This is a genomic window from Terrirubrum flagellatum (assembly GCF_022059845.1).
In the GTDB taxonomy this organism is placed as follows: Bacteria; Pseudomonadota; Alphaproteobacteria; order Rhizobiales; family Beijerinckiaceae; genus Terrirubrum; species Terrirubrum flagellatum.
In genome coordinates this window covers 2848679-2867480 of record NZ_CP091851.1, presented here as the reverse complement: position 1 = coordinate 2867480, position 18802 = coordinate 2848679, and the positions used below count along the sequence as shown (strand labels likewise).

The 18802-nt window shown below is 64.6% G+C and carries 16 protein-coding genes; 10 read left to right on the top strand and 6 right to left on the bottom strand.

Going from position 1 to position 18802, the window contains the following annotated elements:
• Positions 1–7 precede the first annotated feature (7 nt).
• Positions 8–640 carry a molybdenum cofactor guanylyltransferase MobA gene (gene mobA / locus L8F45_RS13940; protein WP_342358487.1) on the bottom strand — a complete coding sequence of 211 codons (633 nt, stop codon included), beginning with the start codon at positions 638–640 and terminating at the stop codon, positions 8–10.
• A 100-nt stretch (positions 641–740) separates the two neighbouring features.
• Here mobA and fliK point away from each other — a divergent pair, with 100 nt between their 5' ends.
• On the top strand, positions 741–2537 hold the full coding sequence (fliK, locus tag L8F45_RS13935; protein ID WP_342358486.1) for a flagellar hook-length control protein FliK: 1797 nt from the start codon (positions 741–743) through the stop codon (positions 2535–2537).
• Positions 2534–2812 (top strand): EscU/YscU/HrcU family type III secretion system export apparatus switch protein, encoded by a 279-nt coding sequence (locus L8F45_RS13930; protein WP_342358485.1) that lies wholly within the window; start codon positions 2534–2536, stop codon positions 2810–2812. Before fliK ends, L8F45_RS13930 begins: the two co-directional genes overlap by 4 nt.
• Here L8F45_RS13930 and L8F45_RS13925 read toward each other — a convergent pair.
• Both L8F45_RS13925 and L8F45_RS13920 read right to left on the bottom strand, forming a co-directional pair.
• Positions 2809–3582: an aldo/keto reductase gene (locus L8F45_RS13925; RefSeq protein WP_342358484.1), complete on the bottom strand. Its 774-nt coding sequence runs from the start codon at positions 3580–3582 to the stop codon at positions 2809–2811. The genes L8F45_RS13930 and L8F45_RS13925 overlap by 4 nt on opposite strands.
• A gap of 217 nt (positions 3583–3799) precedes the next feature.
• Positions 3800–4720: a GntR family transcriptional regulator gene (locus tag L8F45_RS13920; protein WP_342358483.1), complete on the bottom strand. Its 921-nt coding sequence runs from the start codon at positions 4718–4720 to the stop codon at positions 3800–3802.
• A gap of 218 nt (positions 4721–4938) precedes the next feature.
• On the opposite strand from L8F45_RS13920, the gene L8F45_RS13915 reads away from it, so the two are divergent.
• The 5 genes from L8F45_RS13915 to L8F45_RS13895 all read left to right on the top strand — a co-directional run bounded on the left by L8F45_RS13915 (position 4939) and on the right by L8F45_RS13895 (position 11199).
• Positions 4939–6138 carry a C45 family autoproteolytic acyltransferase/hydrolase gene (locus tag L8F45_RS13915; RefSeq protein WP_342358482.1) on the top strand — a complete coding sequence of 400 codons (1200 nt, stop codon included), beginning with the start codon at positions 4939–4941 and terminating at the stop codon, positions 6136–6138.
• Positions 6139–6205: 67 nt separating this feature from the next.
• Positions 6206–7774 (top strand): ABC transporter substrate-binding protein, encoded by a 1569-nt coding sequence (locus tag L8F45_RS13910; RefSeq protein ID WP_342358481.1) that lies wholly within the window; start codon positions 6206–6208, stop codon positions 7772–7774.
• Positions 7775–7805: 31 nt separating this feature from the next.
• Entirely contained in the window at positions 7806–8750 is a 945-nt protein-coding gene (locus L8F45_RS13905) for an ABC transporter permease (protein ID WP_342363446.1), read from the top strand.
• Between the two features lie 5 nt (positions 8751–8755).
• On the top strand, positions 8756–9580 hold the full coding sequence (locus L8F45_RS13900; RefSeq protein WP_342358480.1) for an ABC transporter permease: 825 nt from the start codon (positions 8756–8758) through the stop codon (positions 9578–9580).
• Positions 9580–11199: an ABC transporter ATP-binding protein gene (locus L8F45_RS13895; RefSeq protein WP_342358479.1), complete on the top strand. Its 1620-nt coding sequence runs from the start codon at positions 9580–9582 to the stop codon at positions 11197–11199. Before L8F45_RS13900 ends, L8F45_RS13895 begins: the two co-directional genes overlap by 1 nt.
• Positions 11200–11207: 8 nt before the next feature.
• On the opposite strand, the gene L8F45_RS13890 is transcribed toward L8F45_RS13895, so the two are convergent.
• Positions 11208–11819, bottom strand: a complete 612-nt coding sequence (locus tag L8F45_RS13890; protein ID WP_342358478.1) for an MSMEG_1061 family FMN-dependent PPOX-type flavoprotein — start codon at positions 11817–11819, stop codon at positions 11208–11210.
• A 35-nt stretch (positions 11820–11854) separates the two neighbouring features.
• Positions 11855–13210 carry an omega-aminotransferase AptA gene (gene aptA / locus L8F45_RS13885; protein WP_342358477.1) on the bottom strand — a complete coding sequence of 452 codons (1356 nt, stop codon included), beginning with the start codon at positions 13208–13210 and terminating at the stop codon, positions 11855–11857.
• 465 nt (positions 13211–13675) lie between these two features.
• Between aptA and L8F45_RS13880 the strand changes: the two genes are divergently transcribed.
• From L8F45_RS13880 to L8F45_RS13870, 3 genes are read left to right on the top strand one after another with little or no spacing between them, the layout of a single operon-like run.
• A complete protein-coding gene (locus L8F45_RS13880) occupies positions 13676–15136 on the top strand; it encodes an amidase (protein WP_342358476.1) in 1461 nt (486 codons plus the stop codon).
• Positions 15137–15138: 2 nt separating this feature from the next.
• Positions 15139–16017, top strand: a complete 879-nt coding sequence (locus L8F45_RS13875) for a PHB depolymerase family esterase (protein WP_342358475.1) — start codon at positions 15139–15141, stop codon at positions 16015–16017.
• Positions 16014–17564 carry an ABC transporter substrate-binding protein gene (locus L8F45_RS13870; RefSeq protein WP_342358474.1) on the top strand — a complete coding sequence of 517 codons (1551 nt, stop codon included), beginning with the start codon at positions 16014–16016 and terminating at the stop codon, positions 17562–17564. The genes L8F45_RS13875 and L8F45_RS13870 overlap by 4 nt, the downstream gene beginning before the upstream one ends.
• Before the next feature lie 6 nt (positions 17565–17570).
• Here the strand turns inward: L8F45_RS13870 and L8F45_RS13865 are convergent, their stop codons facing one another.
• Complete coding sequence (locus L8F45_RS13865; protein WP_342358473.1) at positions 17571–18770, bottom strand: MFS transporter; 1200 nt, start codon at positions 18768–18770, stop codon at positions 17571–17573.
• Positions 18771–18802 lie beyond the last annotated feature (32 nt).

The window sequence follows — 18802 nt, the reverse complement described above, 5'->3', positions numbered from 1 at the left end:
ATCGCGGCTACGCCTGGGGATGCGCGGCGATGATCCGCTCCGCATCCGCGATGTCATCGCGCGTGTTGGCGTTGAAGAAGGGATCGTAAGCGTCTGTGCTCCATTCGGCTCGCGCGATATGATAGCGCGCCATGAAGCGGCTGACCTTCCGCTCACCCTCTTCGACCAGCGCGCGCCTGAGATCAGGCGCGAGCGAGACCGGCCACAGCGCGATCACGGGATGATCGCGTCCGCCTGACGTCGCGCAGGCGAGATCGGCGTTCGCGCCCTCGCGCGCCTGATGCAATCGTGTCACGAGATCGCGTGGCAGGAAGGGCGTGTCGCCCGCGACGCTCGCGACCCATAAAATGTCCGGGCGGTGGCCCGCGGCCCATTCGAGCCCCGCGAGGATTCCGGCGAGCGGTCCCGCAAATCCCTGCACGCTGTCTGCAATAACTGGCAAGTCGTAAGCGGCGAAACGCGAGGCGTCGCCATTGGCGTTAAGCAGCAGGGTGTCGCATTGCGGAGCAAGACGGTCGATCATGCGCGCGAGAACCGATCGGCCGCCGATCTCGATCAAGGGCTTGTCGACGCCGCTCATGCGGCGAGCCAGGCCGCCGGCGAGGATCAATCCGAGAGTCGGCGGCGGTTTCGGGGCCATCCCAATTCCATCGGCCGTCGCGTGCGCCGGCGCAAGCCGGGACAATCGGCCGCCGCCCGTCAAGGTTTCGGCAAGGCGGCGGGTCTAGGCTCCAGCCGAGATGGCCATCGCTCCGATCCAGGCCGTTTCCACGGCGGCAGCCGCCGTCCCGGAAACGCTCACGCAGCTCGCCGCCGGCGGGGCGGTCGAAGCGCGCGTGGCCGCGGTTGCGTCGCAGGAGCTGATCAAGGTCCTGCTGGACGGGCTGCCGATCGCGATCTCGGTTCCCGACACGACGAAGCTCCAGGCCGGCGATCGGGTCGCGCTGCAGAAGCAGGCGGGCGACGATGCCGCCTCCCTCAATCTCGCGCGCCTATCCCCTGGCGAGAACGCCCGACAGGCGCTGGCTGGCGCTGACGCGTCGCGCGTCGTCGCCGCGCGATTGCAGCCTCTTCCGACGGCCGTCGCGACGCCGGAGATCGAACCGGATGCGCCGGCCGCCGCGGCGCGCGCGTTGGATGCGCTGGTCCAGCGAGTTCCTGCCGATCCCGTCGAAAGCTTGCCCGCTCAGCCGGCCACGGTCGCCGATGCGCGCGCGGCGCTGACGCCCGTCGCCCGCGAGGCGCTGCAGACGCAGGCGCCGCTGACGCAGCTTTTCGCGCGGCTGCAGAGCGTGCTGAACGCGCCTGCGGACGCCACGCCGACGCAGCTTCGCGCCGCGATCGCCACCGTGGCGCAGACCGCTCTCGATGGCGGCCAGCCGATTGACGGCGAGCAACTGCGCGCCGCTGTCGAACGCTCCGGCGTATTCCTCGAATCCGCTCCTGTTCAAACCAGCGCGACCGCGCAACAACGCCCCGACCTGAAAGCGGCGTTGCTCGATCTGCGCGCGGCGCTTCAGACGGTCGCTGGCGACGACGATGCGCCTGTTGTCGCGGTTCCCACGACGGTGACGACGCCCGCCGCGCCTGCGCCGCAGCCGGCTGCAGTTCCCGCCGCAACGATCGCCAATGCGGCGGCTGAGGCCGCAGACACTGCCCAGCCTCAGCCTGCCGTCGTGGTTCCAGCAGCGCCGCCGCAAACCCCATCGCCACAGACGCTCACACCGGCGATCGTCGCGGCGCTCGCGCCATCCTTGCGCGGCGATCTGCAGGCGACCTTGCTCGCGCTGCGCGCCGCTTTCGGTGATGAGAGCGTCAACGCGCCGACGCCTTTGGCGCGCGCCGACGCTGTGTCGCCGCCGACTCCGATCGCCGCACTCGACGCGCCGGAGCCTGTCGCCACGACGCCGCATCGTCCCGACACGCAAGGCCATATTGATCTTTCTGCGAGAGCGCCGCTCAAGGGCGAGCTTCATCCGCTCCAGATGCCGGCTGCGCGCGAAGCAGGCGTCGAGCAAGTCGCAACTGACATGCGGTCGTCTGATCTGCTCAGGGACGTCGACGGCGCGCTTGATCGCCTGCGCCTGCTGCAATTCGCATCGCTGCCAGACGTGAGCAATGACAGCCAGCCGCTATCGAACAATCAGATCGCGACGCGGCAATGGCAGGTCGAACTTCCCATTGCGCTGGCGCAGGGCCATGCATCGCTGCCTCTGATGATCGAGCGCGATGCGCCGCAGCGGAGCAATGGCGCAGCTCCGGTCGGCGCGACATGGCGGATGCGCTTCTCCGCCGAGACCGCCGAACTCGGCGCCGTCGATGTCGCGATCACGCTGCGCGACGGCCGCGTTGATGTGCGCTTCTGGGCCGATCGCCCGGAGACGGTGAATCTGCTCAATCAGGAAAGCGGCGATCTCGCGAAATCGTTGGCGGACTCCGGCGCGCCGGCGGAAGCGATCCGCTGCGTTGGCGGCCGCCGGACGGCACCGCGCCCCGCGCCCACGCCGCCCGGTCAATTCATGGATGTACGCTCATGAGCGGGGCGGCCGAGCGCGTCGCCGTTGCGATCGCCTATGATCGCGAGACCGACCACGCGCCGCGCGTCATCGCCAAGGGGCGCGGCGAACTCGCCGAACGCATCATCGCGACCGCGCGCGAACATGGCGTCGCCATCGAAGCCAATCCGGCGCTTGCAGCCGCGTTGAGCTTCGTCGAACTCGACGACCATATTCCCGAGGAACTCTATCGCGCCGTGGCCGCCGTGATCAGCTTCGTACTGAAGATGCAGCAGAAGAGCAGCAGCGCTCGTTAAAGCCGCGCGATCATCGCGCGGTCTTCGTCGTCGAGCTTGAAATCGAAGATCGCGAGATTGGCGCGCAAATTGGTCTCGCTCGACGCTTTCGGAATCGCCGAGACGCCTTCCTGCTCGATCAGCCAGCGCAGCGCGATTTGGCTCGCCGACTTGCCATATTTCGCGCCGATCTTTGCAAGCGTCCGATCGCTCGCAAGCCCGCCTTTGCCGAGCGGCGAATAGGCTGTGATCGCAACTCCTTTCGGGCGTGCGACAGCGAGAAGATCATCCTGCGCAGCGCCGACATGGAAGCGCACCTGATCGCAGGCGACCGGTTTCGGGCTCGCAGCGATTGCGCGCCCGAGAAGATCGGGCGGAAAATTGCTGACGCCGATCGCGCGCGTCTTTCCTTCTTCGAGGAGGCGCGACATTTCGCCGAGCGTTTCCGCCAGTGGCACGGAGTCGTTTGGCCAATGCATCAAGAGGAGATCGACATGATCGAGCTTGAGCGCGCGCAGCGACGCTTCGGCTGATCGGCGCGCCGCCGAGGCGCGGAAATTCGAGTTCCAGATCTTCGTGGTGACGAAGAGATCGCCGCGTGACACGCCTGACTCAGCGATCGCATCGCCGACTTCATTTTCGTTGCCATACATCTCGGCGGTGTCGATATGGCGATAGCCGAGCGACAGCGCGAGCTTGACGACGCGCGCGCAGTCGCGGCCGCGCAACTGCCAGGTGCCCAGCCCGAGCGCGGGCATTTTTCCGCCGCCAGCGATCTCGATCATATGCATGGGCGTCTCCGATGCCGACAAGTTAGGAGCCCGCCGCGCAATTGGAAACGCGGGCGCGCGAAAATGCGCCATGCGGCTGTCGCGCGGCGAACGGCTCTTTAGTCGGCGAGCACGGGAAAATCCGGCGCGCTGACCACCGTCGCCTCCCAGAGCGACTTCTCTCGCTCCAGGGGGCAAGACTCGTTGAGCATATCTGATGTCTTTTCTGCCTCCAAAATCAAGGATCGACCTCGAAGGATGGCTGCAGGCCGCTGGCCTGCTGGAGATGGCGGCGCATCAGGGCGGCGGCGATGTCCTGATCGCGCGCCTCGAGCCGCTCCAGGATTTCGAGATGCTCCCGACAATTGACCAGCACGCGGGTCGCGCCATGGGTCCAGTCATAGTTCGAGAGCCGCCGCAGACGGTTCTGGCGCTCGATGGCGTTGGCGAGATAGCGGTTGCCCGAGGCGCGCCCGACTCCTTCGTGAAAGTCGGCGTTCATCTCGAAAAAGGCGACGCTGGAGGAGGCCTCCCAGCGGCCGGAGAGGGCGGAGGCGAGCGTCTCTTCGTGCCGGCGGCGCATGTCGTCGGCCCACCCTTCCGGCAACGCGAAGCCGGGCTCGAGGATCGCCGCGACTTCGATGATGATGCGGAAGCGATAGCTCTCCGCGCGCGCCGCCTTGTCCTGCAGCGTATCGAGAAAGCGCCAGCCATAGCCCGCTTTCCGCTCGACCACGCCGAGATCGGCGAGCCGCGCCAGCGCGCCGCGCACCGCCTGGCGGCTCAGCCCGTAGAAGCGCATCGCCTCGGTTTCGGAAATATCGACCGGCAGCTTGTTGCGGCCGCGATCGCGCGCGATGCGGATGAGAATGTCGTCATCGCCGTCATCTGCGGCCAGCTCCCCCCCGGGCGCCGGCGGCAGCGCGACCAGCGCGATGCCGAGATTGGGCTTGCGCTCGACGAAGCCGTCCGCCGCGAGATGGACCAGCGCCGCCCGGACCGGCGTGCGGGACACGCCGAGCTGCTGCGCCAGCCGGTTCTCATTGAGGCGGTCGCCCGGCTGAAGCCCCTCGTCATGGATCAGGCGCACGATCTGGCCGAGCAGATCCTGCTGCAGCCGGGTCGGTCCCTCGGCGATTTTTTCGCTTGATTGTTTCATAAATTCACGAAATACAATTTGTGGGCGGCGAAAGCAACCGTCGCCCCGGAGCATGGCGCGAAAAAGTGGGAACCGGTTTTTCGCAAAAGCCAGCTCCAAGCTTTTGGAATCGATCACGTTCCCGCACTTTGATTGGTTCAATCAAAGTGCGGCGTGATCTTGAGAAGTATCGGGTCGCGCGTCCTCTGGCGACGGCCTCTGAACAGGAGCCAGGCCGCATGTCCCCTCACGCCGATCCGAAGGCCGCTACACAATTCGCGCGCCAGACGGTGACGCCCTGTCCGCTGGTGACGGTGAGCGGCGGTCCGCGTGAGCGCGGCCGGCAATATGGCGAGCAGGCGAAGGTGCGCATCCGCCGCGGCGTCGAGCATTATTCGGCGCAGCTTGAAGCCGGCAAGCTCGACTGGGCGGGCGTCGAAGCGCTGGTCGCGCGCTTCGAGCCGACGATCGCGGCGTTCGACGCGACCTATCTCGAAGAGATGCGCGGCATCGCCGAAGGTTCGGGCGAAAAATACGCCGCCATCATGCTGCTCAATGCGCGCACCGAAATTCTCAAGCTCGCCCAGCGCAAGCAGCGCGGCGAGCCGACGCCTGACGATCCCGACGGTTGCACGGGCGTCGTCGCGCTTCCCACGGCGACCGCCGAGGGGCGATTGATCCATGCGCAGAACTGGGACTGGAAGGCCGAATGCGCGGAAACCGCCATCGTTCTCAAGATCAGGCGCGAGGACGGGCCTGACATTCTCACCTTCACCGAAGCGGGCGGATTGGCGCGCGCCGGATTCAATTCGGCCGGCGTCTCGATCACGGCGAATTATCTCGAATGCGACCGCGACTATCGCAAACTCGGCGTGCCGCTGGCGCTGATCCGGCGCAAGGTGCTGGAGCAGCAGCAGGTCGCGCTCGCCATGCGCGCCGTCTATGTCACGGAGAAATCGGCGGCGAACAACATGATCGTCGCGCAGGCGAATGGCGTCGTGATCGATTTCGAATGCGCGCCTGACGAGACGTTCCAGGTGTTGCCGCAGCAGGGGCTGATCGTTCACGCCAATCATTTCCAGAGCCCGGTGGCGCTCGGCAAACTCGTCGACAAGGGCGTCGCAAACACGCCTGACACACTCTATCGCGATCTGCGCGTGCGCTCGCTGCTCGAACCGCATATCGGCCGCCTCACGACTGATATCGTCAAGAACGCGCTGTTCGATGATTTCGAGTCGCCCTGGGCCGTGTGCCGGCCGCCGCGCATGAATTTCAGCAACAATCTCTCGGCCACGGTCGCCATGCTGGTGATGGAGCCGGCGCGCGGCGTGCTTGAAGTGGCGATGCTGCCCGCGCTCAACAGGAATTTCGAGACCTATCGTCTCGACATGGACATTCAGCAGCCGAATATCGCCGTTCCGCGCCAGCAGGCCGCCTGAACGCGAATTCGCATCATCGCGACGAGACGTATCAAAGCCGCCGTCGATTAGAGCAGAGGGGAATGAGATGAAGCATCGTTCGATCATTCTGTCCGCCGTCGCGATCGGGCTTGCGGGCCTCATTGCATCGCCTGCCTCCGCACAAGAGGACACGCTGCGCATCCGCCTCAATGCGGATATTCGCTCGACCGATCCCGGCATCAATCGCGACGCCAACACCGACGCCGTCGTGCTGCATATGGTGGAAGGGCTCGTCGCCTATTGCGAGGATACGTCGGTTGGCCCGCTGCTTGCTAAATCCGTCGATGTCTCGCCTGACGGCAAGGTTTACACTTTCAATCTGCGCGACGACGTCAAATTCCATAACGGCGCGCCGCTCACTGCGGACGACGTGCTGTTCTCGTGGAAACGCTACGTCGACCCCGCGAATAACTGGCGTTGTCTTCCCGAAGTGGACGGGCGTGGGCTGGCCAAGGTTGTGAACGTCGAGGCGAAGGACGCGAAGACCGTCGTTTTCACGCTGGAGAAGCCGTCCGCGCTTTTCCTCACGGTGCTCGCGCGCCCCGATTGCGGAGAGACCGCGATCTATCATCGCGACTCCCTGACATCGGATGGCAAGTGGAAGGACCCGATCGGCACCGGGCCCTTCAAGATGGGCGAGTGGAAGCGCGGGCAATATATCGATCTTCTGCGCAACGACTCCTATGCCGCGCTGCCCGGCAAGCGCGACGGCCATACCGGCGGCAAGGCGCCGCTTGTCGCGAAGGTGCGATTCCCGATCATCCCCGACAGTTCAGCGGCCAAGGCGGCGCTTCTCTCCGGCGGCCTCGACGTCATCTATGACGTCCAGAATTCCGATATTCCCGATTATAAGCAGCGCAAGGATGTCACTTTGCGCGAGCAGGCGACGATGGACATCAACGGGCTTCTGTTCCAGACGCGCGATCCTCTGCTGAAGGATGTTCGTATTCGTCGCGCGCTGACGCTGGCGCTCGATATTCCGCAGCTCGTCGAGACCGTCACCGAAGGCGCGTCGAAACCCAGTCTCTCGATCATCCCGACGCCAAGCAGCTATTACGGCAAGACACAGGCGGAATTGCCGAAGCGCGACATCGCCGCGGCCAAGAAGCTGCTCGCTGAAGCCGGCTACAACGGCCAGCCGATCAAAATGCTCGCGACAAAACGCTATCCCTCGATCTTCGATATGGCCGTGCTGGCGCAGGCGATGGCGCAGGAAGCCGGCGTGAAGATCGACGTCGAGGTGCTGGATTGGGCGACTTTGCTCGATCGCTACAACAAGGGCGACTATCAGGCGATGTCGTTTTCCTATTCGTCGCGTCTCGATCCCTCGCTGTCGTTCGAGATGATCAGCGGCGACAAGGACGCGCAGCCGCGCAAGGTCTGGGACAATGCCGAAAGCCGCAAGCTGATGACGCGCTCCATGGAGATCAGCGATCGCGCGCAGCGTCAGGCTCTCTTTGACGACCTCGAGGCGAAGTTCCGCGCCGATGCGCCGATGATCGTGCTCTACTCCGCGGTCGAGACGAGCGCCGCGCGCGCGAACGTGCAGAATTATTCCGGCTGGGCGCTGGGCCAGCCGCGCGCCTGGGGCGTGTCGCTGAAATCGGGAAGCTGATCGCTCGATCAGGATTCGCGCGATGTCCGCGCTGCTCTCCTATGTCGCGAAGCGTCTGATCTGGACGCTGCCCACGCTTCTCCTTGTCGGCTTCGTCGTCTTCGTGATCGTCAGGCTCATCCCCGGCGATCCCGCGCAGATCATCCTCGGCGATTCCGCGTCGCCTGAGCAGGTGGCGGCGCTGCGCGCGCAATACGGCCTCGACCGGCCGATCTTTGTGCAATTCGCGTTCTGGCTCGGCCGCGCTGCGCAGGGCGATCTCGGCCGCTCGATCACAGATGGGCAGGCTGTGTTGCCACTGCTGATCGAGCGCTTTCAGGTCAGCGCCATGATCGTGTTCATCGCGGTCGGCTTCGCCGTGCTGATCGCGGTGCCAGCCGGCCTCATCGCGGCGTGGAAGCAGAACAGCGGCTTTGACATCGCCATCGTCGCCGGCGCGACGCTGCTTCTCTCGATCCCGAGCTTCTGGCTTGGATTGATCCTGCTGCTGGTCTTCGGCCTCAAGCTCGGCTGGGTTCCGGTGATCGGATACACGCCGTTCAGCCAGAGCCCGACGCAGGCGCTGCTCTACATCGCGCTGCCCGTTGTCACGCTGACGCTCATCGAGACGGGCGTTCTCACGCGCATGGCGCGCGCCAGCGCGATCGAGGTGCTCAGGCTCGAATATGTCATGCATGCGCGCGCCAAGGGATTGTCCGAACGGCGCGTGCTGCTGCGCCATGTGCTGCCGAACGCATTTGCGCCGACCTGGACCGTGATCGGCCTCGTGCTCGGCAATCTGCTCGGCGGCATTGCGGTTCTCGAAACCGTTTTCACCTTGCCTGGCCTCGGCCGTCTTCTGGTCGACGCCATCTTCGCTCGCGACTATCCGGTGGTGCAGGGATGTCTGCTGTTCACGGCTCTGATCTACGTGCTGGTCAATCTCGTCGTCGACCTCTGCTATCCCTTGTTCGACCCGCGCGTGTCGGCGTCCTGACGAGGATGCGAATCTTCCCACGCTTCAGGGCGAATGCGCTGATCGGCGGCGCATTGATCGGCGCGATCACGCTGATGGCTGTTGCCTCGATGGTCTGGACGCCGTTTCCGCCATTGACGATCAATCTCAGGCAGCGCCTGAAGCCGCCGTCTGACATCTATTGGCTTGGCACCGATGAATTCGGTCGCGACGTGCTCTCGCGCGTGATGGCCGGCGCCGCTACAAGTTTGACGGTGGCGCTACTGACGGTCGCCTGCGCGGTTGTGCTTGGGACCGTGCTCGGGCTCACCGCCGGTTATCTCCGTGGGCTTGTCGATCGCATCCTCATGGTGATCAGCGACGCGCTGCTCGCCTTTCCCGGCATTCTGCTTGCGCTCGGCATCATGGTGATCGTTGGCGCGAACAAATACGGCATCATCGTCGCGCTTGGCCTCGCTTATGCGCCGTCCGTGCTGCGCGTGGTGCGCGCGACCGTGCTGTCGGTGCGCGAGCGTGAATATGTCGAGGCGTCGCGCGTCATCGGCAATTCCGAATGGACGACGATGCGCCGCCACGTCCTGCCGAACTGCACCGCGCCAATCGTCGTGCTCGCGACATCGATGATGGGCTGGGTGATCCTGTCGGAAAGCGCTTTGAGCTTCCTTGGCCTTGGCGTGCCGCCGCCGGCGCCGACATGGGGCAACATGCTCTCGTCGGGGCGGCCCTATATCGAAAGCGCGCCGTGGCTTGGCGTGGCGCCCGGACTTTGCATCGCGATCACGCTGCTTGGCGTCAACCTGCTCGGCGACGCGCTGCGCGACAAGCTCGACCCGCGAATGGAGCGCGTGTGATGGCGGACGCGTCGGCGAATGCGCTGCTGTCCGTTCGTGGCCTCGGCATGCAGGGGCCGAGCGGCCTCTCGATCCTGCAGGATGTGTCCTTCGATGTCCCCGCCGGCGAGATCGTGGCGCTGGTCGGCGAGTCCGGCAGCGGCAAGACGATGGCGGCGCGCGCGGCGTTGCGCCTGCTTCCTCCGGGCGTGCGGCGCTCGGGCGGCGAATTGCTGTTCGAGGGCCGGGATGTCGACGCGCTCTCCGATGAGGAGATGCGGCGCTTGCGCGGCGGCGCGATCGGCATGGTGTTTCAGGAGCCGATGGTGTCGCTCAATCCGGCGATGACGATCGGCGCGCAATTGATCGAAGGCTTGCGCCTGCATGAGGGATTGTCGTCAGGCGAGGCGCGCCGCCGCGCCGCGGATATGCTCACGCGCGTGCAGATCGCTGATCCCGAACGCTGCCTTTCCGCCTATCCCCATCAATTCTCCGGCGGCATGCGCCAGCGCATCATGCTGGCCTCGGTGATGCTGCTGAAGCCGAAGCTGCTGATCGCGGATGAGCCAACCACCGCGCTCGACACGCTCACGCAGCGCGAAGTGCTGCAGCTCATGGTCGAGCTCACGCGCACGGCGGGAACGGCGGTGCTGCTGATCACGCACAATCTCGGTCTCGTCGCGCAATATGCGCGCTCCGTCGTGGTGCTGGAGCGTGGCCGCCTGGTCGAGAAGGGCGGTGTGGCCGACGTTCTCACGCGTCCGCGCGAAACCTATACGAAGGCGCTGATCGACGCTCTGCCGCGCCGCGATGATTCCCGCGCGCCTGTCGCGGAGGCGACGCCGCTGATCGAGGCGCAGAATGTCAGCGTACGATTTCCGGGCTCTGGCGGCGTGTTTTCCTCGACGCCGCCGAAACTTGCTGTCGATGGCGTGACGCTCGCGGTGCGCCCCGGCGAAGCGGTCGCCGTTGTCGGCGGCTCGGGCTCGGGCAAGACGACGCTCGGTCGCGCCATGATCGGCCTCTTGCCGCTCGCAGGCGGCGCGGTCGCGTTTCGCGGCAAGCCCGTGACAGGCGGACCGCGCGATGTGCAGCGCGACTTCCGCCTGAACTGCCAGCTTGTCTTTCAGGATCCTTATTCCTCGCTCGATCCGCGCCAGCGCATCGGCGACATCGTGGCGGAGCCGCTTGATCACGGACCGAAATTGTCGCGCGCCGAAAAAGCGGAACGCGTGAAGGAGATGTTGGCTGAAGTAGGTCTGTCCGGCTTCGCCGATCGATTTCCCCATGCACTGTCCGGCGGCCAGCGCCAGCGCGTGGCGATCGCGCGCGCCGTGATCCGCAACCCGGCTTTCGTCGTCGCCGACGAGCCAGTGTCGGCGCTCGACATGACGATCCAGAAGCAGGTGCTCGAACTGTTCCGTCGCCTGCAGGCGCGGCACGGTTTCGCCTGCCTGTTCATTTCGCATGATCTCGGCGCCGTCTCGGCGGTCGCCGATCGCATCGTGGTGATGAAGGAGGGCCGCATCGTCGAGCACGGCGGCGTCGCGGATATCCTCGATCACCCGCAGCATGACTACACCAGGGCGCTGCTCGCCGCGGCGCCGACGATTGCAGTGGAAACGAAAGCCTACGCTTGAACTGCGCCTCAGTAGAGGTTCGTGGTGTAGGCGACTTCGAGATTGGCGTTGGCCTTCTCGCCATCGACGCCAGGAATCTGGTCCGCAAGAATGGTGCCAAGCCGCGGAAAATCCTCGCGGCTGAGCTTCTTCTCGGAATTCCAGAGATCAGCGCGCAGAAGCGAGCGACCGCAGTGGAAATAGACCTGCCTGATCTTCACTTCGAGCGCTGAAGCGGGAATCAGCTTCTTGATCGCCAGCGGCTCGAGCAGCGCCTTGTCCGTGACGATTGTCGCGGCGCCGTTGACGCGCAGCGTTTCGTTGATCCCGGGCACGAAGAAGAGAAGCCCGACTTCCGGTTTCGCCAGCACATTCTGCATCGTGTCGAGCAGATTGTTGCCGCGCCTGTCCGGCAGGCGCAGCGTCACATCGTCAACCACCTGCACGAAGCCTGGCTCGTCGCCGCGCGGCGAACAATCGGCGCCGTCCGCGCCATAGGTCGCGATCGTCAGGAAGGGCGAGAGCGAAATGAAGCGTTTCGCATGGGCGTCGAGCACAGCAAGGATCTTCTTCGGCGTGTTCTCGCCCGGCTGCGCGTAATGCTCGCGCAGCTCAGTAACCGTGGTGACGCCGTCGCTCATGAGGACCTCTCGTGATGCGGCCAGACTATCTCCGGTCAGGAGCAGAGCCGCAAGCCGTCAGCGATGGTCGAGAAGATGCGGTCGATCTCGGAATCGTTGATGATGAGCGGCGGCGACAGCACGATTGTGTCGCCGGCGCCGCGCACCAGCACGCCCTTTTCGAAGCAATAGCTCGCGACGAAGGCGCCGCGCGCCGCCGGCTCGCCTTCGCGCGGCGCGAGTTCGATCGCGGCCAGCAGGCCAAGATTGCGGATGTCGATGACATGCGGCGCGCCCTTCAGCCCATGCGCGGCATTCTCCCAGATAGGCGCAGTCTTCGCGGCGCGCTCGAACAGATCAAGCTCCTCATAGGTTTCGATCGAGGCGAGCGCGGCGGCGCAGGCGAGGGGATGGCCGGAATAGGTGTAGCCATGCATGAACTCCGTCACATTCGCCGGACCCTGCATGAAGGCGTCATGCACCTTGTCGTTGACGATAACGCCGCCCATGGGCACGGCGGCGTTCGTCATGCCCTTGGCGCAAGTGATGATATCGGGCGTGACATTGAGCGCGACCGAGCCGAAGGAAGCGCCGAGGCGACCGAACCCGGTGATGACTTCATCGAGGATCAGCAGGATACCGTGCTTGTCGCAGATGGCGCGCAGCTTTTCGAGATAGCCGACGGGCGGCGGCAGCACGCCGCCGGCACCCGTCACGGGTTCAACGATCACGGCGGCGATCGTCGAGGGATCATAAATCGCGCAGAGATTTTCGAGCTCGTCGGCGAGATGCGCCCCCCATTTCGGCTGGCCGCGCGAGAACGCGTTGTGTTCGAGATTGCGCGTGTGCGGCAGGTGCGAAACGTCGGGAAGCAGCGGTCCGAAATCGCGCCGATGCGGCGCGATGCCCGCGACCGACAATCCGCCGAAGCCGACGCCGTGATAGGCCTTGGCGCGGCCGATCAGGCGGGTGCGATGCGCCTCGCCGCGCGCCTTGTGATAGGCGCGCGCGATCTTCAGCGCGGTGTCGACCGCCTCCGACCCTGAGTTGACGTAGAAGACGTGATTGAGGCCCTCCGGCGCGAGCGCAGCGATGCGCTCCGCCAGCGTGAAAGCCAGCGGATGGCTCATCTGGAAGGACGAGACATAATCGAGCTGGTCGATCTGGTTCTTGATCGCCGCCGAGATGCGCGGCTGGTTGTGCCCGGCGTTGACGCACCAGAGACCGGCCATGCCGTCGAGAATGCGGCGTCCATCCGCCGCAATGTAGTACATGCCTTCCGCGCCGACGAAGAGCCTGGGCTTCGTCTTGAACTGCCGGTTGGGCGTGAAGGGCATCCAGTAGGCCTTCATGCGCTCTTCGGTCAGCGGCTCGTTCGATCCGTGGTTCGGGGTGTGGGCGGCGTAGTTCATGGCGCTCCTTCCGAGGCGGCGGATCAGGTTCGGGCGATATTCGTACTATGTGAACAAAAAATACAAAAGGCAAGTTCGGAACAGCTTAGCCGGGCCAGACTCGCAGGCAGGGCGCGGCGGTCTTTCGATAGGCGTTATGGGAAACGCGCTCAACGTCTTTTTGGGGAGTCTGCGCACGCGATGGGCAGATTGAACCCGCCGCAGCAATTAGACTCAATTCCGCCTGCGCGACCGGCATTTTGAACGCGAGGTGCGAGAACTCCGTCAATATCAGCCCGCGGGAGGCGGCGAATTCTAAGCGGGGTCGTTTTGCCGGCGCCGTTCTGGCGGCGGGAGCGTCGAAATCTCGCGAGAAGAGCGGGTCGCGCGCGATTTGGCGCTTGCAAAGCGGCTGTGGCTTGTTGTTTCATCTCGCCACAAAGAGCAGTCTCGGGACCGATCGGTCTCCACGGACTTCGGGAGCCCATGGACAATCCGACGCCCCAGCCGCCCGCCCGCCTTTCCTCTTCGGGAGCGCCGACCGAACTCTGGCGGATGGAGGCGCGCGAGGTCGCGACGCTGATCCGCCATGGCCGCGCGTCTGCGCGCGAGGCGGTCGAGTCCTGCCTCTCCCGGCTCGAAAAGGTGAACCCCGTCGTCAATGCAGTTGCACGCGTGCTCGCCGATGAGGCGCGCGCCGAAGCCGATCGCGCTGACGCCGCGCAGCGGCGTGGCGAAGCTCTAGGCGCGTTGCACGGCGTGCCTGTCACAATCAAGGTCAATATCGATCAGACGGGTTTGCCGACCGATAACGGCGTCGTCGCCTACAAGAACCTCATCGCGATCGAGGATAATCCTGTCGTCCGCAATTTTCGTCATGCGGGCGCGATCGTGATCGGCCGCACCAACACGCCCTGCTATTCCATGCGCTGGTTCACGGACAATGCGTTGCACGGGCTGACGCTCAATCCCTGGGATGCGAAGCGCACCTGCGGCGGATCGAGCGGCGGCGCGGCCGCGGCCGTCGCGACAGGCATGGGGCCGATCGCCCATGGCAACGATATCGCGGGCTCGGTGCGTTATCCCGCCTATTGCTGCGGCCTCGTGGGGCTTCGCCCGAGTTATGGCCGCGTGCCCTCATTCAACGCCAGCGCGACCGGCGCCGGCACGATTTCTTCGGCGTTGATGGCGGTGCAGGGGCCGCTGACGCGCACTGTCGCGGACAACAGATTGGCTTTCGCCGCAATGGCGCGCGAAGATCTGCGCGACGCGCGCTGGACACCGGTTGAATCAGCGCCAGAGCGCAACGCGCCATTGCGCGTTGCGCTTGTTCGCAACGGTTTTGGCTCGCCGCAACATCCCGCTGTGACGGCCGCGCTTGATGTCGCTGCGAAGGCGCTCGCCGCCGCAGGCTACATCGTTGAGGAGATTGCGGCGCCGGCGCTGCGGGAGTGCGCGGCGCTCTGGCCGCAGATCGCGATGCCTGACGTCATCGCGAGTCTCGAGCCGCTGATCGAGAAGAACGGCGACGATGGCATCAAGCGCGCAATCGCGTTGTGGCGCGGCGCATGGCCGAAATTCGACGCCGCCGACGCGCTCGCAGGGCTCGGTCAGCGTCTTTCGCTGCTGAGGAAATGGCGACAGTTCCTGGTCGATTATCCCGTTGTGCTGATGCCGGTATCGCTCGACTTGCCGTTTCCTGTCGGAAGCGATGTCGAAAGCGTCGAAGCGACAGCGCGCATCCTCGCGGCGCAGGCGCCGATGACGGCGATCTCGGTGCTTGGTTTGCCGGGCCTCGCGGTTCCCACAGGTCTTCACGAGGGCGTTCCCGTCGGCGTGCAGATTGTCGCCGGACAAGGACGCGAAGATCTCTGTTTCGATGCGGCTGAAACCATCGAGGCGCATGCGTCGATCGAGACGCCGATCGACCCCCGCAACAAGGATTGAACATGCGACGTCAACCCGGCCACGGCGACAAGCTGTCCTATTATGATTTCGGCCGGACGACGGTCTATGCCTGCGCCTATGATCAGCGCTTCGCCTACTGCCTCTATGTGCCTGACAGCTACGATGAGGCGGATGATCGCCGCTATGACCTGCTCGTCAATATCCATGGGACCGCGCGCAATATCTTCGCCTGCCGCGAGCAGTTCGTTGCTCTTGCCGAGAAACGCGATGTGATTGTTCTCGTTCCGCTGTTCCCCGGCGGCATCGAGGAGCGTGGCGAGTTGTCGAGCTACAAGATGCTGCGGCCGGGCGCGGTGCGCTATGATTTTGTTCTGCTCGCCATGATCGAAGAGATCGCCGCGCGCTATCGCCTGAATGTCGATCGTTTTGCGTTGTCGGGCTTTTCCGGCGGCGGGCATTTCGCGCATCGGTTTCTCTATCTCCATCCCAAGCGGCTGTCGGCGGTGTCGATCGGCGCGCCGGGCGTGGTGACGCTGCTCGATTTCGATCACGACTATTGGGTCGGCGTGCGCGATTTCTCCGGCAAGTTCGGGAGATCGATCGATCTCAAGGCGATGCGCAACGTCGCCGTACAGATGGTGATTGGCGGCGACGATAAAGAGACCTGGGAGATCGCCATGACGCCGAAGAGTCCACTCTGGATGACCGGCGCCGATCTCATGGGCGGCGACCGGCTGGAGCGGATGGAGGCGCTGAAGAAAAGTTTTCTCCATCACGGAATCGCCGTGCGGCATGATGTCGTCCCTGGCGTCGCTCACGGCGCCGATGGGCTCGGTCCGGCGGTCGTCAGTTTCTTCGATGAGTTCTATGGCGCGCGCGGCGCCCATGCTGTGCTTTCGGCCGCGGGAGGGTCGAGATGATGAAATCCTTGCTGCGCGCGGCGCTCTTCACGACGCTGGCGGCGAGTTTCGCTCATGCCCAGGAACCGGTACGCGGCGGCTCTTTGATCGTGCGGCTGAACTCCGACATCCGCAGCCTCGAGCCCGGCATCAATCGCGACGCGCAGACCGATACGGTCGCCCATCAGATTTTCGAGGGGCTGGTGGCGTTTCAGGCCGACCTCACCGTTGGACCGGCGCTGGCGGAAAGCTGGACGATTTCGGAGGACGGCAAGACTTACACATTCAAGCTCCGCTCCGGCGTGACTTTTCACAATGGCGCGCCGCTGACTTCGGCCGAGGTGAAATGGAGCTGGGATCGGCAGTTCACGCAAGCCGCATGGACCTGCAAACGCCTGTTCGACGACAATCAGGGATTGAAAGTCGAGGCGCTGGAGACGCCTGCGCCTGATACGGTCGTCTACAAACTGGCGCGTCCGAACGCGCTGTTCCTGAAGCAGCTTGCGAATATCCAGTGCGGCATTCTCGTCAGCCATCCCCGGAGCGTCGAAGCGGAGGGAAAGTGGAATCCTATCGGCACCGGTCCGCTGAAGCTGAAGGAATGGAAACGCGGTGAAGCCATTACGCTTGAGCGCTTTGCGAACTACAGTGCGAGCAAGGCGCCGCCGAGCGGCTATGCCGGCGCGCGCATCATGAATTTCGACCAGGTCGTCTTCCGCGTGGTGCCGGACGCCAGCGCGGCGGAGGCGGCGCTGCAAACCGGCGCCGTGGACATCCTGCCTGATATTGAAAGCGATCGCGTCGAGGAACTGAAGAAGCGCAAGGTCGCGATTTCCACCAAACCGGGCCTCGGTTTCGCGGCGATCCTGATCCAGACGAAGGACCCGCTTCTCTCCAATCAAAAACTGAGGCTGGCGCTCGCGCACGCGATCGACCGCGAGCAGATCGCCGAAGTGAGAAGCTCTGGGCTGACCAAGGCCAATCCTTCCGGCGTCAGCGATTCCAGCTCCTATTATGACGAGAGCTTCATGGCGTGGCCCGATTACGATCCGAAAAAAGCGCAGGCGCTCGCGAAGGAGGCGGGTTACGCCGGCCAGACTCTGAAGATCCAGACCAACAAGCGCTACACCAGCATGTATGACAACGCCGTGCTTACGCAGGCGATGCTGACGCAGGCGGGATTCAAGGTGGAGCTCGAAGTTCTTGATTGGGCGACGCAGCTCGACAATTATCTCAAAGGCAATTTCCAGCTTCAGTCTTTCGGCTATTCCGCGCGCTTCGATCCGACGCAGATGTATGCGGCTCTCATTGCCGAGAAGGACAAGAACCCGTGGGCGCAATGGGATGATCCGCAGGCGATCACGATTCTCGCAGACAGCGGGACCGTGCTCGATGACGCCAGGCGCAAGGAAGACTTCAGGAAGCTGCACGCGATGATGCGTGAGCAGATCCCGATCGTCGGCCTCTACTACGATCCCGTGATCGAGGCGGCGCATCCGCGCGTGAAGAATTATGCGAGCTGGGCGCCGGGCAAGACGATCACCTGGGGCGCCTGGAAAGAGAAGTGAGGCGCGTCACTTCTGTTCCTCGGGCGGCCGCACATGCCGAAACTGGAGGAGGAGCAGAAAATCATAGGCGATCTTCAGGCCGCCGCAGATCAGAAGCGGCCATGCGCGATAGGAGGCTGCGAAAAGCGCGCCGGCCAGCGCCGGACTGGCCGCCGCTGCGAGACTGCGTGGAACCGACGTGAAGCTCGCAGCCGCAGGCCGCTCAAGCGGCGTGACGACCGCCATCACATAGGATGATCGCGTAGGCACATCCATCTGCGACAGCGCGGCGCGGATCAGCAGCAAAGCGAGCGCCAACGGCAATGTTGGAGCGATCGCCGCGAAGATCAGGCACAGGCTGGACGGGATATGCGTGAACACCATCGTGTTCACGAGGCCGACCCGGCGCGACAGCCACGCCGCGACCGGGAATGAGAACGCCGAAAGCAGACCCGACCAGAAGAAGAAAAAGCCGGCGGCGGAGAGCGACATGTCGAAGCGCTCGAACAGCCAGAGCGCGAGCAAGGATTGCACAACAAAACCTCCGGCGAACGCGTCGAGGCTGAAGAGGGCCGCCAGCTTGATGACGATCGCCCGCGAGGGTCCGAGCGGCGCCGTGGCAAGCCCTCCTGCGGGCGCAGCGCGGGCCGGGATGCGGGCATACGCGAGGCCGCCGGCGAGTCCGAGCAGCGCATAGACGACAAACATCATTCTGACGCTGGCGAGAAGATCAAAGCCGATCGGCGCGAGGAAGTCTGGAATCGCAGCGGTTGTTGCGCCGATGGCCCCGGCCATCGCGCCGACGAAACTGTAGCGGGCGAACGCCGCTGTCCGCCCCGCGTCCGAGGTCTCCCGCGTCAGAACGGCGTGCTCCAGGGGCACGAAGATGCTGACGCTGCCGGCCGATGGATTGATCGTCCCGACGAAAGCGATAATCAGCAGAAGGGCGTAGTCATGAACGATCGAGAATGCGACGCCGGTCGCCGTCATTGCAGCGGCTGCAATCAGCAGCAGTTGGCGGCTGTCATATCTGATCCCGAGAAGCCCGATGGCCAGCGTCAGCAAAGCTGATCCCAGCAGCGCCACGGTGGCGACGACGCCGACCTGGAAAGGCGTGAAACCGAGCGCCGTCAGATAGGCCGGCAAAAGCACGGCGACGAAGCCGTCGCCGAAATCCCGCAACGCGCGCGCCGTGAAGAGATAGGTCGCTGGGCGGATCAGCGCCATTCTCCGATGTTCTTTCTCGCGTATGGCGTCCA

Excerpts from the sequence above, each read along its gene's own strand:
- L8F45_RS13925 (WP_342358484.1), bottom strand. The coding sequence starts at position 3,582 with ATGCATATGATCGAGATCGCTGGCGGCGGAAAAATGCCCGCGCTCGGG.
- L8F45_RS13910 (WP_342358481.1), top strand. The coding sequence starts at position 6,206 with ATGAAGCATCGTTCGATCATTCTGTCCGCCGTCGCGATCGGGCTTGCG.
- fliK (WP_342358486.1), top strand. The coding sequence starts at position 741 with ATGGCCATCGCTCCGATCCAGGCCGTTTCCACGGCGGCAGCCGCCGTC.
- aptA (WP_342358477.1), bottom strand. The coding sequence starts at position 13,210 with ATGAACTACGCCGCCCACACCCCGAACCACGGATCGAACGAGCCGCTG.
- mobA (WP_342358487.1), bottom strand. The coding sequence starts at position 640 with ATGGCCCCGAAACCGCCGCCGACTCTCGGATTGATCCTCGCCGGCGGC.
- L8F45_RS13865 (WP_342358473.1), bottom strand. The coding sequence starts at position 18,770 with ATGGCGCTGATCCGCCCAGCGACCTATCTCTTCACGGCGCGCGCGTTG.
- L8F45_RS13880 (WP_342358476.1), top strand. The coding sequence starts at position 13,676 with ATGGACAATCCGACGCCCCAGCCGCCCGCCCGCCTTTCCTCTTCGGGA.
- L8F45_RS13930 (WP_342358485.1), top strand. The coding sequence starts at position 2,534 with ATGAGCGGGGCGGCCGAGCGCGTCGCCGTTGCGATCGCCTATGATCGC.
- L8F45_RS13920 (WP_342358483.1), bottom strand. The coding sequence starts at position 4,720 with ATGAAACAATCAAGCGAAAAAATCGCCGAGGGACCGACCCGGCTGCAG.
- L8F45_RS13870 (WP_342358474.1), top strand. The coding sequence starts at position 16,014 with ATGATGAAATCCTTGCTGCGCGCGGCGCTCTTCACGACGCTGGCGGCG.
- L8F45_RS13890 (WP_342358478.1), bottom strand. The coding sequence starts at position 11,819 with ATGAGCGACGGCGTCACCACGGTTACTGAGCTGCGCGAGCATTACGCG.
- L8F45_RS13915 (WP_342358482.1), top strand. The coding sequence starts at position 4,939 with ATGTCCCCTCACGCCGATCCGAAGGCCGCTACACAATTCGCGCGCCAG.
- L8F45_RS13895 (WP_342358479.1), top strand. The coding sequence starts at position 9,580 with ATGGCGGACGCGTCGGCGAATGCGCTGCTGTCCGTTCGTGGCCTCGGC.
- L8F45_RS13900 (WP_342358480.1), top strand. The coding sequence starts at position 8,756 with ATGCGAATCTTCCCACGCTTCAGGGCGAATGCGCTGATCGGCGGCGCA.
- L8F45_RS13875 (WP_342358475.1), top strand. The coding sequence starts at position 15,139 with ATGCGACGTCAACCCGGCCACGGCGACAAGCTGTCCTATTATGATTTC.